This is a genomic window from Streptomyces scabiei 87.22 (genome assembly GCF_000091305.1).
Lineage (GTDB): Bacteria > Actinomycetota > Actinomycetes > Streptomycetales > Streptomycetaceae > Streptomyces > Streptomyces scabiei.
In genome coordinates, this window is the sequence record NC_013929.1 from 6801635 (window position 1) to 6817210 (window position 15576).

Here is a 15576-nt window from a genome sequence, read left to right on the forward strand (position 1 = left end):
CCGAAGGCCCCGCCCTCGTCCCTGGGGAAGGGACGGAGACGGGGCCTTCGGTCAATGCGTGTGGACCTGTACCCGCGTGGCGAACGCAGGCCGCGTACGGGTCCGGGGTGCCGGGTGGGAGCGGATGAGAGAGGGCCCGTTCTGGGTCCAGCCGGCGGTCAGATCAAAGGAGAAGCTCAGCCCTGGAGGGAAGCGACCTTGGAAGCAAGCGCCGACTTCTTGTTGGCGGCCTGGTTCTTGTGGATGACGCCCTTCGAGACGGCCTTGTCGAGCTGACGCGCGGCAGCGCGCTGGTACTCGGTGGCCTTCACGGTGTCACCCGCGGCAGCGGCCTCACGGGCCTTGCGGATCGCGGTCTTGAGCGACGACTTGACGGCCTTGTTGCGAAGGCGCGCCTTCTCGTTGGTCTTGTTCCGCTTGATCTGGGACTTGATGTTCGCCACGAATGAGCCTTTTCAGCTACAGGTGTACGAGACCATGGGGGTCGTGCAGGACACGCCGCGCACGCCTCGGACACCGTTTGATTTTCTTGGGATGTGCCTCCTGCTGAGAGGGCATGAGACACAGCCGCCCACGCTACCAGCAGCCCATGGGTCGGCCCAAACCGGTCGCAGTTCTCCGCCCGTGGGACCATGGTGCCTACGTACCAGACCCGCCAGATCCGACCCGAGACCGCAGACGGCTGCGGACACCTCAAGAATCAGGACCCTGCGTGCCCGCGATCCCTAGCCATGTGCCCGAGCCGAGCCGTACCGACCCGGCTCTGATCCGCAACTTCTGCATCATCGCGCACATCGACCACGGCAAGTCCACGCTCGCCGACCGGATGCTCCAGCTGACCGGAGTGGTTGATCAGCGGCAGATGCGTGCTCAGTACCTCGACCGCATGGACATCGAGCGCGAGCGTGGCATCACGATCAAGTCCCAGGCGGTCCGACTGCCCTGGGCCCCGACCGAGGAACCGGGCAGGACCCACATCCTCAACATGATCGACACCCCCGGGCACGTCGACTTCACGTACGAGGTGTCGCGGTCGCTGGCGGCCTGTGAGGGGACGGTGCTCCTCGTCGACGCGGCCCAGGGCATCGAGGCCCAGACCCTCGCCAACCTCTACCTGGCGATGGAGAACGACCTCAAGATCATCCCCGTACTGAACAAGATCGACCTGCCGGCCGCGCAGCCGGAGAAGTTCAGCGAGGAGCTCGCCAACCTCATCGGCTGCGACCCGGAGGACGTGCTCAAGGTCTCCGCGAAGACGGGTCTGGGTGTCGAGGCGCTGCTGGACCGGGTCGTCGCGGACGTTCCCGCCCCGGTCGGTGTCCAGGACGCGCCCGCGCGCGCGATGATCTTCGACTCGGTGTACGACTCCTACCGGGGTGTCGTGACGTACGTGCGTGTCATCGACGGACAGCTCAACAAGCGTGAGCGGATCCGCATGATGTCCACCGGCGCCACCCACGAGCTGCTGGAGATCGGTGTCTCGGCCCCCGAGATGAAGGCTGCCGACGGCCTCGGCGTCGGTGAGGTCGGCTATCTGATCACCGGTGTGAAGGACGTCCGCCAGTCCAAGGTCGGTGACACCATCACCACCCTGCACAAGGGCGCCACCGAGGCGCTCGGCGGTTACAAGGACCCGAAGCCGATGGTCTTCTCGGGTCTGTATCCGCTGGACGGCTCCGACTACCCGGAGCTGCGCGACGCCCTCGACAAGCTGCAGCTCAACGACGCCGCGCTGGTGTACGAGCCGGAGACCTCCGCGGCGCTCGGTTTCGGTTTCCGTGTCGGTTTCCTGGGGCTGCTGCACCTCGACGTGATCCGTGAGCGGCTGGAGCGCGAGTTCGGGCTCGACCTCATCGCGACCGCGCCGAACGTGGTCTACCGCGTCGTCATGGAGGACGGCGCGGAGCACACGGTCACCAACCCGAGCGAGTTCCCCGAGGGGAAGATCGACGCCGTGTACGAGCCCGTCGTACGCGCCACGATCCTCGCGCCCTCGGAGTTCATCGGGTCGATCATGGAGCTGTGCCAGACGCGGCGCGGCACCCTGCTCGGCATGGACTACCTCTCCGAGGACCGCGTCGAGATCCGCTACACCCTCCCGCTCGCGGAGATCGTCTTCGACTTCTTCGACCAGCTGAAGTCGAAGACGCGCGGTTACGCCTCCCTGGACTACGAGCCCACCGGCGAGCAGAGCTCCAGCCTGGTGAAGGTCGACATCCTGCTGCACGGCGACAAGGTGGACGCCTTCTCGGCCGTCACCCACAAGGACGCCGCGTACGCCTACGGGGTGCGGCTCGTCGCCAAGCTGCGCGAGCTGATCCCGCGGCAGGCGTTCGAGGTGCCCATCCAGGCCGCGATCGGGTCGCGGGTCATCGCCCGCGAGACCATCCGCGCCATCCGCAAGGACGTCCTCGCCAAGTGCTACGGCGGTGACATCTCCCGGAAGCGGAAGCTGCTGGAGAAGCAGAAGGAGGGCAAGAAGCGGATGAAGATGGTGGGCTCCGTGGAGGTTCCGCAGGAGGCGTTCATCGCCGTTCTGTCGAGTGACGACAACGCCGGCGGCGGCAAGGGCAAGAAGTAGCCACCGCACGGTGTCGGCGGCGGGCCGCGGGGCGGCCGCCGTTACCCCCGGAAACTCGGGCATGATGCGGGCCCGTCGCGTTTCGGCGCGACGGGCCCGCAGGTCGTCCGGGAGATGCCGGTGCGTGTTCGTAGGGTCGTTCCCGGTGGAAAGTGACCGCCCGCCGCCCCTTACGAACCGGCCAGTCGCGCTCTACCCTGATCACCACTCGATGGTTACTCGCGAGTTAAACAACAGCCGCTTTGAGCCAGCCGCGCAGTCCTGAGCACACAGTCCATGAGCCAGCCGCGCTGTCGCGTGCCCCGGAGGATGTCGTGAGCGACACACAGACCCTGATCGAGAACCGCCCGCCGTCCATGGCGGCCCTCTTCCTGGAGCGCGTGGCGGCCACACCGGACGCCGAGGCCTTCCGGTATCCCGTGCCGCCGGCCTCCGGCGAGGGTCCCTCGGACTGGAAGTCGCTGAACTGGACCCAGGCGGCCGAACGGGTCCACGCCATCGCGGCCGGACTCGTCGAGCTGGGCGTCCAGCCGGAGCAGCGGATCGCCCTGTCCTCGGCCACCAGGATCGAGTGGATCCTGTGCGACCTCGGCATCATGTGCGCGGGCGCGGCCAACACCACGGTCTACCCGCAGACGAACGCCGAGGAATCGGCGTACATCCTGTCCGACTCCGGCAGCCGGGTCCTCATCGCCGAGAACGCCGCGCAGCTCGCCAAGGCCCGGGAGAAGAAGGCCGAGCTGCCCGAGCTGACCCATGTCGTCGTCATCGACCCCGAGGGCGCGGACCTCTCCGAGGACTGGGTGCTCTCCCTCGCCGACCTGGAGAAGCGCGGCACCGCCCACCTGGAGAAGAACCCCGACCTGATCAAGGACAAGGTCGGTGCGATCACCAAGGACCAGCTCGCCACCCTCATCTACACCTCGGGCACCACGGGCCGTCCCAAGGGCGTGCGTCTGCCGCACGACAACTGGGCGTACATGGCGAAGGCGATCGGCGCGACCGGGCTGCTGGAGCCGGCGGACGTGCAGTACCTGTGGCTGCCGCTCGCGCACGTGATGGGCAAGGTGCTCCTCGCCGGGCACATCGAGGTCGGGCACATCACGGCCGTCGACGGCCGGGTCGACAAGATCATCGAGAATCTGCCGGTCGTGCAGCCGACGTACATGGCCGCCGTGCCGCGCATCTTCGAGAAGGTCTACAACGGTGTCGTCGGCAAGGCGCGCGCGGGCGGCCCGGCCAAGTACAAGATCTTCCAGTGGGCGGCCGAGGTCGCCCGCGAGTACGCCAAGGTCAGCCAGGACAACTTCCGGCGCACCGGCACCGCGTCCGTCCCGTTCGGGCTGGAGGCCAAGCACAAGGTCGCCGACGCGCTGGTCTACAAGAAGCTGCGTGAGGCGTTCGGCGGGCGGCTGCGGGCCTGTGTCTCCGGTTCGGTGGCGCTGGCGCCCGAGATCGGCTTCTTCTTCGCCGGCGCGGGCATCCCGATCCTGGAGGGCTACGGCCTGACCGAGTCCTCCGCCGCGTCGTTCCTCAACCCGGGCGAGGCCTTCCGTACGGGCACGGTGGGCAAGCCGCTGCCCGGCACGGAGGTGCGCATCGCGGACGACGGCGAGATCCTGCTGCGCGGCCCCGGCATCATGGAGGGCTACCACGGGCTGCCGGAGCAGACCACGGAGGTCCTGGAGGCCGACGGATGGTTCCACACCGGTGACATCGGGGAGCTGTCGCCCGACGGGTACCTGCGGATCACCGACCGGAAGAAGGACCTGTTCAAGACGTCCGGCGGCAAGTACATCGCGCCGACCGAGATCGAGGGGCAGTTCAAGGCGCTGTGCCCGTTCACGTCCAACGTGATGGTGATCGGCGCCGACCGTAACTTCTGCACCGCGCTCATCGCCCTCGACGAGCTGGCCATCCAGGCGTGGGCCGCGGAGAACGGGCTGGCGGGGAAGTCCTACGAGGAGGTCATCTCGGCACCGGTGACGGTGGAGATGATCGAGGGGCATGTCACGCAGCTGAACCAGGGGCTGCAGCGGTGGCAGACGATCAAGAAGTTCCGGTTGCTGCCGCGGGATCTCGACGTCGAGCACGGTGAGCTGACGCCGAGCCTGAAGCTGAAGCGGCCGGTGGTGGAGAAGGAGTACACGCACCTCATCGAGGAGATGTACGCCGGGTCGCGTGAGGCGTAGCACGGTGTGAAGGGGGCGGGGCCGCGTACGGACGCGGCCCCGCCCCCTTCGGTTTCAGTCGCCGCGTTCCCTCGTCACCAGGGCGCGGAGGTCCCGCAGCTGGACGAGGACCTCCGGCAGGTCCGGGGCCGGCTGGGTCAGCTGTTTCTCCAGGGCCGCCAGCCGGGCGTCGACCTGGTCCGCGTGCTCCCGCCGGCTCGTCAGCAGGGTCTCCAGCCGGCGGGTCGTGCGGTGCAGTTCCAGGAAGACGCTCACCTTCGCTCGTAACACCCAGGGGTCGAAGGGCTTGGTGACGTAGTCCGCAGCCCCCGTGGCGTAGCCGCGGAAGGCGTAGCCGGCGTCGGCGTCCGTACCGGTGAGGAAGATGATCGGGACGTCCTTGGTCTGGTCGAGGCGTTTGATGTGGGCGGCGGTCTCGAAGCCGTCCATGCCCGGCATCCGGACGTCGAGGAGGACGACGGCGAAGCGCTGCCGCAGGAGGGCCTTCATGGCCTCCTCACCGGAGCGGGCACGTATCAGCGGCTCGTCGAGGGATGCCAGGACGGCCTCCAGAGCGACCAGGTTGTCCTCCATGTCGTCGACGAGGAGTATGCCCGCGCGTCCGTCGGTCCGGTCCCGAGTGGTCATGGTGAGGGTGCCTCGCCGTCGTCGGTGCGCGGCCCGGGTACCGGGTCCGCCGGGTCGCGGGTGCCCTCCGGGTCCAGGACCGCGCAGACGACCGTGAGCAGCTGGTCGACGTCCACGGGCTTGGGGACGTAGTCGTTGGCGCCGCGGGCGATGGACTTGTCGCGGTCGCCGGGCATGGCCTTGGCGGTGAGGGCGACGATGGGCAGGCCCGCCCAGCGGGGGGTGCGGCGGATGGCGGAGATCGTCTCGTAGCCGTCCATCTCCGGCATCATGATGTCCATCAGGACGAGTTCGACGTCCGGGTTGCGCTCCAGGGTCTCGATGCCCTCGCGGCCGTTCTCCGCGTACAGGACGGGCATGCCGACGCGGCCCAGGACGTGGGTGAGCGCGAAGACGTTGCGGATGTCGTCGTCGACGATCAGCACCCGGCGGCCGGGCAGCACCTGGCCGGCGCGGCCCGCCCTCCACGCCTCCAGTTTGGTGGGGGCCGGCCAGGTGTCGTCGTCGTACCCGTCGTCGTGTACGTCGTCGTGTGCGCCGCCGTCGTGCGCGGCCGGGTACGGCTCGGTGGTCAGCTGCTCCGGTACGAGGCTGCCGGGATCCTCGGCGGCGGGGCCCGTCACCCCGTGGCCGGGGCTGAGGACGGGGACGTACAGGGTGAAGGTGGAGCCCTTGCCGGGGACGCTCTCGGCGATGATGCGGCCGCCCAGCAGGCCGGCGATCTCACGGCTGATGGACAGGCCGAGGCCGGTGCCGCCGTACTTGCGGTTGGTGGTGCCGTCGGCCTGCTGGAACGCCTCGAAGATCACCGGGAGTTTCTCGGCCGCGATCCCGATCCCGGTGTCGGAGACCGCGAAGGCGATGACCTCGTCGTGGTGCTCGCGGGTGAAGCGGTGGTCGGGGTCCTTGACGCGGTTGACGGCCAGTTCGACCCGGCCGGACGCGGTGAACTTGATGGCGTTGGAGAGCAGGTTGCGCAGGATCTGCTGGAGGCGCTGCTCGTCCGAGTACATCTCGCGCGGCACGTTCTCGCCGACCGCGACCTCGAAGGCCAGGCCCCGGTCGAGGGTGAGCGGGCGGAACGTGGCGTGGACGTAGTCCAGGAGCTTGATGAGCGGCAGACGCTTGGGGCGTACGTCCATCCGGCCCGCCTCGATCTTCGAGAGGTCGAGGATGTCGTTGATCAGCTGCAGCAGGTCCGAGCCCGAGCGGTGGATCGTCGTCGCGAACTGCACCTCCTGGTCGGTGAGATGGCCGTCCGGGTTGTCGGAGAGCAGCCGGGCCAGGATCAGCAGCGAGTTCAGCGGCGTGCGCAGCTCGTGGGACATGTTCGCCAAGAACTCCGACTTGTACTGGGAGGAGGTGGCCAACAGGGCTGCCTTCTCCTCCAGTTCGGCGTTGGAGCGCCGCAGTTCCGCCTGCTGTGCCTGGAGTTCGTCCGAGCGTTCCTGGAGCTGCATGGCCAGGCGCTGGGACTCGCCGAGAAGGGACTCGGTGCGGGAGTTGGCGATGATGGTGTTGATGGCGACGCCGATGGTGTTCACGAACTGGTCGAAGAACGCCAGGTGGACGTCGGAGAAGCGGGAGAAGGACGCCAGTTCGATCACGCCGAGGAGCTTGTCCTCGAAGAGGATCGGGATGATCACGACGCTGGACGGGGACGCCTCCCCGAGACCGCTGTTGATCTTGATGTAGCCCGGTGGGGCCTCCTCCACCAGGATCCGCTTCTTCTCGCGGGCGGCCTGCGCGACCAGGCCGTGCACGGGAAGGCCGCCGGTCTCGACGGTCGCGCCCTGGGCCGCGCCGTAGCCCGCGATGAACGCGAGGCCCTTGGTGGGCGCCACCGGGAGCGGGGCCGCGCCGTCCTCGTCGGGGTCGGCCAGGTAGAAGGCGCCGTACTGGGCGTTCACCAGCGGGGTCAGCTCGCGCAGGATCAGGTCGGCGACCTCCATCAGGTCGCGGTGGCCCTGCATCAGCGCGGCGAGGCGGGCGAGGTTGGACTCCAGCCAGTCCTTCGCGCGGGTGGTCTCCCGGAGGTTGGCCACCATCAGGTTGATGTTGTCCTTCAGCTCGGCGACCTCGCCGCGCGCCTCCACGGTGATCGAGCGGGACATGTCGCCCTGGGTCACGGCCGAGGCGACCTCGGCGATGGCGCGGACCTGGGTGGTCAGGTTCAGGGCGAGTTCGTTGACGTTCGTCGTCAGGCGCTTCCAGGTGCCGTACACGCCCTCGACCCGGGCCTGGCCGCCGAGCTGGCCCTCGGAGCCGACCTCGCGGGCGACACGGGTGACCTCGGAGGAGAAGGAGGACAGGGTGTCGACCATCGTGTTGATGGCGGTCTTCAGCTCCAGGATCTCGCCGCGGGCGTCCACGTCGATCTTCTTGGACAGGTCGCCGTTGGCGACGGCCGTGGTCACCTGCGCGATGTTCCTGACCTGGGAGGTCAGGTTGTCCGCCATGTAGTTGACGTTGTCGGTCAGGTCCCGCCACACACCGGACACGCCCTGCACCTGGGCCCGGCCGCCGAGCGCGCCGTCCGTGCCGACCTCGCGGGCGACCCTGGTCACCTCGTCGGCGAAGGCCCGCAGCTGCTCCACCATGGTGTTGACGGTGTCCTTGAGTTCCAGGATCTCGCCGCGGGCGTCGACGGTGATCTTCTTGGAGAGGTCGCCCATGGCGACGGCGGTGGTGACCTGGGCGATGTTGCGGACCTGCGAGGTCAGGTTCAGGGCCATGAAGTTGACGTTGTCGGTGAGGTCCTTCCAGACGCCGGAGACGCCCCGGACCTGGGCCTGACCGCCGAGGTTCCCCTCGGTGCCGACCTCGCGGGCGACGCGGGTGACCTCGTCGGCGAAGGCGGAGAGCTGGTCGACCATCGTGTTGATCGTCGACTTGAGTTCGAGGATCTCGCCCTTCGCCTCGACCGTGATCTTCTTGCCGAGGTCTCCCTGCGCGACCGCCGTGGAGACCAGGGCGATGTTCCTGACCTGGGAGGTCAGGTTGTCCGCCATGAAGTTGACGTTGTCGGTGAGGTCCTTCCAGACGCCGGAGACGCCCCGGACCTGGGCCCGGCCGCCGAGGTTCCCTTCGGTGCCGACCTCGCGGGCGACGCGGGTGACCTCACCCGCGAAGGCGGAGAGCTGGTCCACCATCGTGTTGATCGTCGACTTCAGTTCCAGGATCTCGCCCTGCGCGTCGACCGTGATCTTCTGGCTCAGGTCGCCGTTGGCGACGGCGGTGGTGACCTGGGCGATGTTGCGGACCTGGGAGGTCAGGTTCGACGCCATGAAGTTGACGTTGTCGGTGAGGTCCTTCCAGACCCCCGAGACGCCCCGGACCTGGGCCCGGCCGCCCAGCCGGCCCTCGGTGCCGACCTCGCGGGCCACCCGGGTGACCTCGTCGGCGAAGGCGGAGAGCTGGTCCACCATCGTGTTCACGGTGAGCTTCAGCTCCAGCAGTTCGCCGGTCGCCTCGACGGTCACCGTCCGGGTGAGGTCGCCGCGCGCCACCGAGGTGGTCACCAGGGCGATGTCCCGCACCTGCGCGGTCAGCCGGGCGGCCATGGTGTTGACCGCCTCCGTCACGTCCCGCCAACTCCCGGACAGGCCACGGACCTTGGCCCGGCCACCGAGACGCCCCTCCGTGCCGACCTCGCGGGCCACCCTGGTCACCTCGCCGGTGAACAGCGACAGCTGGTCGACCATCTTGTTCACGGCGCGACCCAACCGCCGTAGATCGCCGCGCAGTTGACGGTTGCCGTCGTGCAGGTCGACGCGCTGGGTCAGATCGCCGCCCGCCACCGCGTCCAGCACGCGCGTGGCGTTCGCGGCGGGGGCGACCAGGGCGTCCAGCGTCTGGTTCACGTCGTCGACCCGGGTCGCCCAGGCGCCCTGGCCCGGACTGGCCGACAGCCGCTCGTCGAGGCGGCCGTGACGGACCAACTCACGCCGTACGCGCTGCACTTCGGAGCCGAAGTGGGTGCTGCGGTCGATGATCTGGTTGAAGAGGGCGCACAGCTCCGCGACCGGCGCGGGGCCCGTCTGAGGGACCTTCGTGAAGCTGCCGTCGCGCGCGGCGGTCATGGCCGCGGTCAGCGCGCGGAGGTCGGACGCCCGGATCAGTCCGTCCGTTCGACTGTCCGTTTGACCGTTCTTCCGGCCGTTTTCGGACATCCGCGTACCACTGTTCTCGCTCATGGTGGCCCACTTCGGTAACTCGGCGCTTATGGGCGTGGTCAGTCTGTCACTCTGGCCGTGCCGCCTGAGGCCTATTCGTCCGAACTTTCTCAGGGAGCCGCTCAGTGGGGGCCATTCCGACGCAACGGGACATCGTGTCCTGCGCTTCTGATGCGCCGGCGCGCGTCGGGTCCGAGTCCCTGCACGCCGCGCCCGCGTACGCCGGTCTCGACCGGCGTGCGACGGCGCATCTGTCGCTTCCGGGCGGGCCGCTCGCGCCCGGCGCCGCCCGGCGCTTCGTCTCCGCCGCGCTCGCGGAGTGGGCCGGGCCGGGCCTGCCCGGTGCCGCCGCGCTCCCGGCCCGTGCCGTCGAGGACGCGCTCGTGGTGGTCAGCGAGCTGGTCACCAACGCGGTCGTCCACGCGGGCACCGATGTCGAACTCTTCTGCCGGCTCGGCCGGGACGCCCCGGCGGCCGCAGGATGGCTGCTCCTCGAGGTCTCGGACCACCATCCCTCCCGGGAGGTACGCAGCGAGGGCGCCGAGCGGCCGTACCTCCTCGAACGGCCTTACGGCGCCGCCGAGTACGGGCGTGGCCTGCGCCTGGTCGCCGCGCTCTCGGAAGCCTGGGGGATCACCTACCGGACCGGCGCGAAGACCGTCTGGGCCCGGCTGTCGGTCGACGGGGCGATGGCGGTGGAGGGAGCGGAGGGGGTGTTCGAGCCGTACGGTGGCGATGCGGGCGGCTCGGCGGCCCAGGGCGCCGAAGGGGCCGAGGGGTACGACGCCGGGGATGCGCGGGCGTACGCCGGTGGGGCGGGCCCCGGACAGGACGTGGACCCGGGCGGCCTCGTCGCGCCCGTGCCCCGGCCCGGCGGGGAGCACGACCGGGAGTGGCTGAACCGGGGTGCGCTCTCCTTCCTCGCGGAGGCGTCCGACCTGCTCACCGGACAGCTGGACGAGGACCTGGTCGCCGCGCTCGCCGGGCAGCTGCTCGTGCCGAGACTGGCCGACTGGTGCGCGGTGTGGCTGGAGGAGGAGGGGCTGGGCTGGCGCGGCGGCGACGGCTCGCTCGGCCCCGCGCCCCGCCTCGCCCGCGTGTGGCACGGCAGCGAGAACCGCATCGAGGAACTGCGCCGGGCCCTGGAGAAGAACCCCCCGAGACTGCCCGACTCGGTGAGATCACGGGCGGTACCTGTGCCGTGGCCGACGCCGGCGGAGGACGGGGGGTCGTTCACGGCCGAAGCCGTAGCGCGAGCGGAAGAGGAAGCCGTAGCTCAGGCGCAAGACGATGCCGCAGCTCAAGCGCGAGATGAAGCCACAGCGCAGGCGGAAGACGAAGCCCTGGCTCAAGCGGGCGACGAAGCCACGGCGAGCGCAGGCGGCGAACCCGGTGCCGCGCTCGCGTACCGGTTGATCGCCGGGGGCCGCCCGCTCGGGACGCTCGTCATCGGGCGGGCCGGGCTGCCGCGGTTTCCCGACGAGGTGACCGGGCTGGTCGAGGACCTCAGCCGGCGGATCGCGCTGTCCATCGGCGCGGCCCGCCAGTACGCCCGCCAGGCCACCATCAGCCGCGTCCTGCAGCGCGGACTGCTGCCGGGCGCGGTCGCCGAGATCCCCGGTGTGTCCAGCGCGCTCGTCTACGAGCCGTGCGACAAGGGCGGACCCAGCGGCGACTTCTACGACCTCTTTCCGGCGGGCCGGGGCCGCTGGTGCTTCGCGATCGGTGACGTCCAGGGCAAGGGCCCCGAGGCGGCCGTCGTCATCGGTCTCGCCCGGCCCTGGCTGCGGCTGCTCGCCCGCGAGGGCTACGGCGTCGCGGACGTCCTCGACCGGCTCAACCAGCTCCTCCTCGACGACGCCACCGAGGCCGCCGACGCCGCCGCCCGCGCCCTGGTCACGGCGGGCGACCCCGGCCTCGTCGACCCCGACGGCCCGCAGACCCGCTTCCTGTCCCTCCTCTACGGCGAACTCGTCCCCGTCGACGGCGGCGTCCGCTGCACCCTCGCCTCCGCCGGGCACCCGCTGCCGCTGCTGCTGGGCCCCGACGGCGACGTACGGGCCGTGGCCGAGCCGCAGACGCTGCTTGGGGTGATCGAGGACACCGCGTACGTCTCCGAGACCTTCGAGCTGCGCCGCGGCGACACCCTGCTGTGCGTGACCGACGGCGTCACCGAGCGCCGCAGCGGCCCCCGCATGTTCGACGACGAGGACGGCCTCGCCACCGCGCTCTCCGGCTGCGCCGGGCTCGACGCCGAACTCACCGCCGAACGCATCCGGCGGCTCGTCCACGAGTTCGGTGACCGGCCGCCCGACGACGACCTCGCGCTGCTCGTCCTGCGGGCGGAATGAGGACCCGCGGGGGTGCGGGACAATGGAGCACATGCCTTCCGCACTCCCCGACGGTGAGCCCGTCCCCGACGACGGCGCGCTGCCCGCCCACGCCCTGGCCGGCGCGGCCGGGCGGCCCCTCGGGTTCTATCTGCACGTCCCGTACTGCGCGACCCGCTGCGGCTACTGCGACTTCAACACCTACACCGCCACCGAGCTGCGCGGCACCGGCGGTGTCCTCGCCTCCCGAGACAACTACGCGGACACCGTCGTCGACGAGATCCGCCTCGCCCGCAAGGTCCTCGGGGACGACCCGCGTTCCGTCCGTACGGTCTTCGTCGGCGGCGGCACCCCCACCCTGCTGGCCGCCGACGACCTCGTACGGATGCTGGGGGCGGTCCGGGACGAGTTCGGACTCGCCGACGACGCCGAGGTGACGACGGAGGCGAACCCGGAGTCTGTCGACCCCGCGTACCTGGAGACTCTCCGCGCGGGCGGCTTCAACCGCGTCTCCTTCGGCATGCAGAGCGCCCGGCAGCACGTCCTGAAGATCCTCGACCGTACGCACACGCCGGGGCGCCCCGAGCGGTGCGTCGCGGAGGCGCGCGCCGCCGGCTTCGACCACGTCAACCTCGACCTGATCTACGGCACGCCCGGCGAGTCCGACGACGACTGGCGGGCCTCCCTGGACGCCGCGCTCGGCGCCGGGCCCGACCACGTCTCGGCGTACGCGCTGATCGTCGAGGAGGGCACGCAGCTCGCCCGGCGCATCCGGCGCGGCGAGGTCCCGATGACGGACGACGACGTGCACGCCGACCGGTACCTGATCGCCGAGGAGATGCTGTCGGCCGCCGGGTTCGACTGGTACGAGGTCTCCAACTGGGCCACCTCCGCCGCCGGGCGTTGCCTCCACAACGAGCTGTACTGGCGGGGCGCCGACTGGTGGGGCGCGGGACCGGGCGCCCACAGCCACGTCGGCGGCGTCCGCTGGTGGAACGTCAAGCACCCCGGCGCGTACGCGGGCGCGCTGGCGGCGGGGCGCTCCCCTGGCGCCGGGCGGGAGCTCCTGTCGGACGAGGACCGCAGGGTCGAGCGCATCCTGCTGGAACTGCGGCTGCGGGAGGGGTGCCCCCTGTCGCTGCTGAAGGAGGACGGCCGTGCGGCCGCCGGTCGCGCCCTCGCCGACGGGCTGCTGGAGACGGGGCCGTACGAGGAGGGGCGCGCGGTGCTCACCCTGCGGGGGCGGTTGCTGGCGGACGCGGTGGTGCGGGACCTCGTGGACTGATCACCCGGGTGGGTGAATCGGTGCGAAACGGGGGTTCGGTACCTAACCTGGTTCGTAGGCTGCTGCCGTAACTGACGGTGGCGGAATCCGGAGGCTGCGGAGATGACCGCTGTGGACGAGCGCGGGATGACCAGGTTCTTCGAGACGTTCGAGCCGCCCGAGGGTGTCAAGGCCGAACTTCTTCGGGGAGAAATCGTGATGATGGCCAGCCCTGACCTGGTGCACAACGTCATTGTGATGTTGCTGGGCAGGCAGATTCCGGTTGATCACTGGTACGCCCTCCAGACACAGGACATCGACATCGTCAGCGAGGCGAGTGAGCCTGTTCCCGACTTGGTCGTCGTGGTCCCCGAGACTCTGCCAGCCTCGGGGCGGCTGCTTCCGTCCACGCTGATCACCATGGTCGTCGAGGTCGTCTCCAAGACCAGCATCGACCGCGACTACGGTGTCAAGCGGTCGATCTACGCCGCAGGTGGGGTGCCTGTCTACCTCGTCGTCGACCCGGTCATGGCGCAGTGCGTCGTGTTGACGGAGCCCGAGGGCGTTGGTGAGAAGGCCGACTACAAGGGGCAGGAGATTTGGAAGTTCGGGGAAACGGTGCCCCTGCCAGCTCTGCGACTCGACATCGACACCAGCGGATTCAGTACGTTCCCCAACGTCAGGCCCCACCGCTATCCGTGACGAAGTCGATCAATTCCTCCACCCGCCCCAGCAACTCCGGCTCCAAGTCCTTGTAGGACCCCACCCGCCCCAGAATCGCCTGCCACACCGCCCCGGTGTTCTCCGAGGGCCACCCCAGCGCCCGGCACACCCCCGTCTTCCAGTCCTGCCCCCGCGGCACCCGCGGCCATGCCGCGATGCCCACCGACGACGGCTTCACCGCCTCCCAGATGTCGATGTACGGGTGGCCGACGACGAGCGCGTGCTCGCTGGTCACCGACGCGGCGATACGGGATTCCTTGCTCCCCGGCACCAGATGGTCGACCAGGACACCCAGCCGCGCGTCCGGCCCCGGGGAGAACTCCTCGACGATCGCGGGCAGGTCGTCCACGCCCTCCAGGTACTCCACCACCACGCCCTCGACGCGCAGATCGTCACCCCACACCTTCTCGACGAGCTCGGCGTCGTGGCGGCCCTCCACGTAGATGCGCCCGGCGCGGGCGACCCGCGCACGGGCGCCCGGCACGGCCACCGAGCCGGAGGCCGTGCGGGAGGGGCGGACCGGGGCCGACGACGCGGGGCGGACCAGCGTCACCACCCGCCCCTCCAGCAGGAACCCCCGCGGCTCCAGCGGGAACACGCGGTGCTTGCCGAAGCGGTCCTCCAGCGTCACCGTGCCCGCCTCGCAGCCGACGACCGCGCCGCAGAAACCGGTGGCCGGCTCCTCGACGACCAGACCGGGGTCGGCCGGGACCTCGGGGACCGGCTTCGGCTTCTTCCACGGCGGGGTCAGGTCGGGTGAGTACTGGCGCATTCGAGTGACGATAGGAGAAGCCGCGCCCGGATGCCCCCGTGCTCAGTCCGACACGCCGAAGCGGCGCGCCAGGGCGTCACGCTGGGCCCGGACGAACGCCGCGTCCACCACCGCCCCGTGGCCGGGCACGTACAGCGCGTCCTCGCCGCCGAGGTCCAGCAGCCGGTCCAGGGCGGCCGGCCAGCGGGACGGGATCGCGTCGGGGCCCGCCTGCGGCTCGCCGGACTCCTCGACCAGGTCCCCGCAGAACACCACCTCCCGAGCGCCCCCCGACACCAGCACCGCCAGGTCGTGCCCCGTGTGCCCGGGACCCACGTTCGCCAGCAGCACCCGGACCTCGCCCCCGAGGTCGAGCGTCCACTCCCCGGAGACCAGGTGACGGGGACGTACCAGCAGGTCGGCGGCCTCGGTGGCGTCCGCCGCGGGAAGGCCGTGGTGCACGGCGTCCGCGCGGAGGGCCTCGTGGTCACGGCCCAGGACGCCGTCGACCCCCACCGCGCCGAAGACCTCCACACCGGCGAACGCGGCCGCCCCGAAGACATGGTCGAAGTGCGGGTGGGTGAGCGCGAGATGTGTCACACGGGCGCCCCCGAGCAGCCGGCACGCCTCGGCGCGCAACCGCGCGCCCTCCCGCAGGCTCGAACCCGCGTCGATCACGAGGGCCGCACCGTCCCCGACCACCAGCCCGGCCGTGCAGTCCCAGCCGGGCAGGCGGCATCGTCCGACCCCGGGCGTCAATTCCTGCCACCCGCACTCTTCCCAAGTCACCGTCATGCGCCGACGCTAGCCGTAGCTCCGGGGACGGCGTCGTCGTGTACTCCCCAGTAGGAAAGTGCCCCCGACCGGAGCCCGGCCTTGCCGGGGGCGTACCCCACCGCCGTACACTGGGCGGGGAGTGTTGGCACTCGCCCG

Annotated in this window: 10 protein-coding genes; 5 read left to right on the plus strand and 5 right to left on the minus strand. The window is 70.3% G+C overall.

Features of this window, described 5'->3' with window-relative positions; translation table 11 throughout:
- Nucleotides 1–176: 176 nt before the first annotated feature.
- Nucleotides 177–443, minus strand: coding sequence for a 30S ribosomal protein S20 (gene rpsT, locus SCAB_RS29365; protein WP_037723851.1), 267 nt, complete (start codon nucleotides 441–443; stop codon nucleotides 177–179).
- A 269-nt stretch (nucleotides 444–712) separates the two neighbouring features.
- On the opposite strand from rpsT, the gene lepA reads away from it, so the two are divergent.
- Together lepA and SCAB_RS29375 are read left to right on the plus strand one after the other, a co-directional pair.
- Nucleotides 713–2581, plus strand: coding sequence for a translation elongation factor 4 (lepA, locus tag SCAB_RS29370; RefSeq protein ID WP_013003729.1), 1869 nt, complete (start codon nucleotides 713–715; stop codon nucleotides 2579–2581).
- A gap of 314 nt (nucleotides 2582–2895) precedes the next feature.
- Nucleotides 2896–4773: an AMP-dependent synthetase/ligase gene (locus SCAB_RS29375; protein WP_041669792.1), complete on the plus strand. Its 1878-nt coding sequence runs from the start codon at nucleotides 2896–2898 to the stop codon at nucleotides 4771–4773.
- Between the two features lie 54 nt (nucleotides 4774–4827).
- On the opposite strand, the gene SCAB_RS29380 is transcribed toward SCAB_RS29375, so the two are convergent.
- Nucleotides 4828–5400 carry a response regulator gene (locus SCAB_RS29380; RefSeq protein WP_013003731.1) on the minus strand — a complete coding sequence of 191 codons (573 nt, stop codon included), beginning with the start codon at nucleotides 5398–5400 and terminating at the stop codon, nucleotides 4828–4830.
- On the minus strand, nucleotides 5397–9572 hold the full coding sequence (locus SCAB_RS29385; protein WP_013003732.1) for a HAMP domain-containing protein: 4176 nt from the start codon (nucleotides 9570–9572) through the stop codon (nucleotides 5397–5399). The genes SCAB_RS29380 and SCAB_RS29385 overlap by 4 nt, the downstream gene beginning before the upstream one ends.
- A gap of 128 nt (nucleotides 9573–9700) precedes the next feature.
- Between SCAB_RS29385 and SCAB_RS29390 the strand changes: the two genes are divergently transcribed.
- The 3 genes from SCAB_RS29390 to SCAB_RS29400 all read left to right on the plus strand — a co-directional run bounded on the left by SCAB_RS29390 (nucleotide 9701) and on the right by SCAB_RS29400 (nucleotide 13871).
- A complete protein-coding gene (locus tag SCAB_RS29390) occupies nucleotides 9701–11926 on the plus strand; it encodes an ATP-binding SpoIIE family protein phosphatase (RefSeq protein ID WP_013003733.1) in 2226 nt (741 codons plus the stop codon).
- Nucleotides 11927–11957: 31 nt separating this feature from the next.
- Nucleotides 11958–13190 carry a radical SAM family heme chaperone HemW gene (gene hemW, locus SCAB_RS29395; RefSeq protein ID WP_013003734.1) on the plus strand — a complete coding sequence of 411 codons (1233 nt, stop codon included), beginning with the start codon at nucleotides 11958–11960 and terminating at the stop codon, nucleotides 13188–13190.
- Nucleotides 13191–13292: 102 nt separating this feature from the next.
- Entirely contained in the window at nucleotides 13293–13871 is a 579-nt protein-coding gene (locus SCAB_RS29400) for a Uma2 family endonuclease (RefSeq protein WP_013003735.1), read from the plus strand.
- Here the strand turns inward: SCAB_RS29400 and SCAB_RS29405 are convergent.
- Together SCAB_RS29405 and SCAB_RS29410 are read right to left on the minus strand one after the other, a co-directional pair.
- Nucleotides 13849–14664, minus strand: a complete 816-nt coding sequence (locus SCAB_RS29405; protein WP_013003736.1) for a DUF3097 domain-containing protein — start codon at nucleotides 14662–14664, stop codon at nucleotides 13849–13851. The genes SCAB_RS29400 and SCAB_RS29405 overlap by 23 nt on opposite strands.
- Nucleotides 14665–14706: 42 nt before the next feature.
- Nucleotides 14707–15438 carry an MBL fold metallo-hydrolase gene (locus tag SCAB_RS29410; RefSeq protein ID WP_013003737.1) on the minus strand — a complete coding sequence of 244 codons (732 nt, stop codon included), beginning with the start codon at nucleotides 15436–15438 and terminating at the stop codon, nucleotides 14707–14709.
- Nucleotides 15439–15576 lie beyond the last annotated feature (138 nt).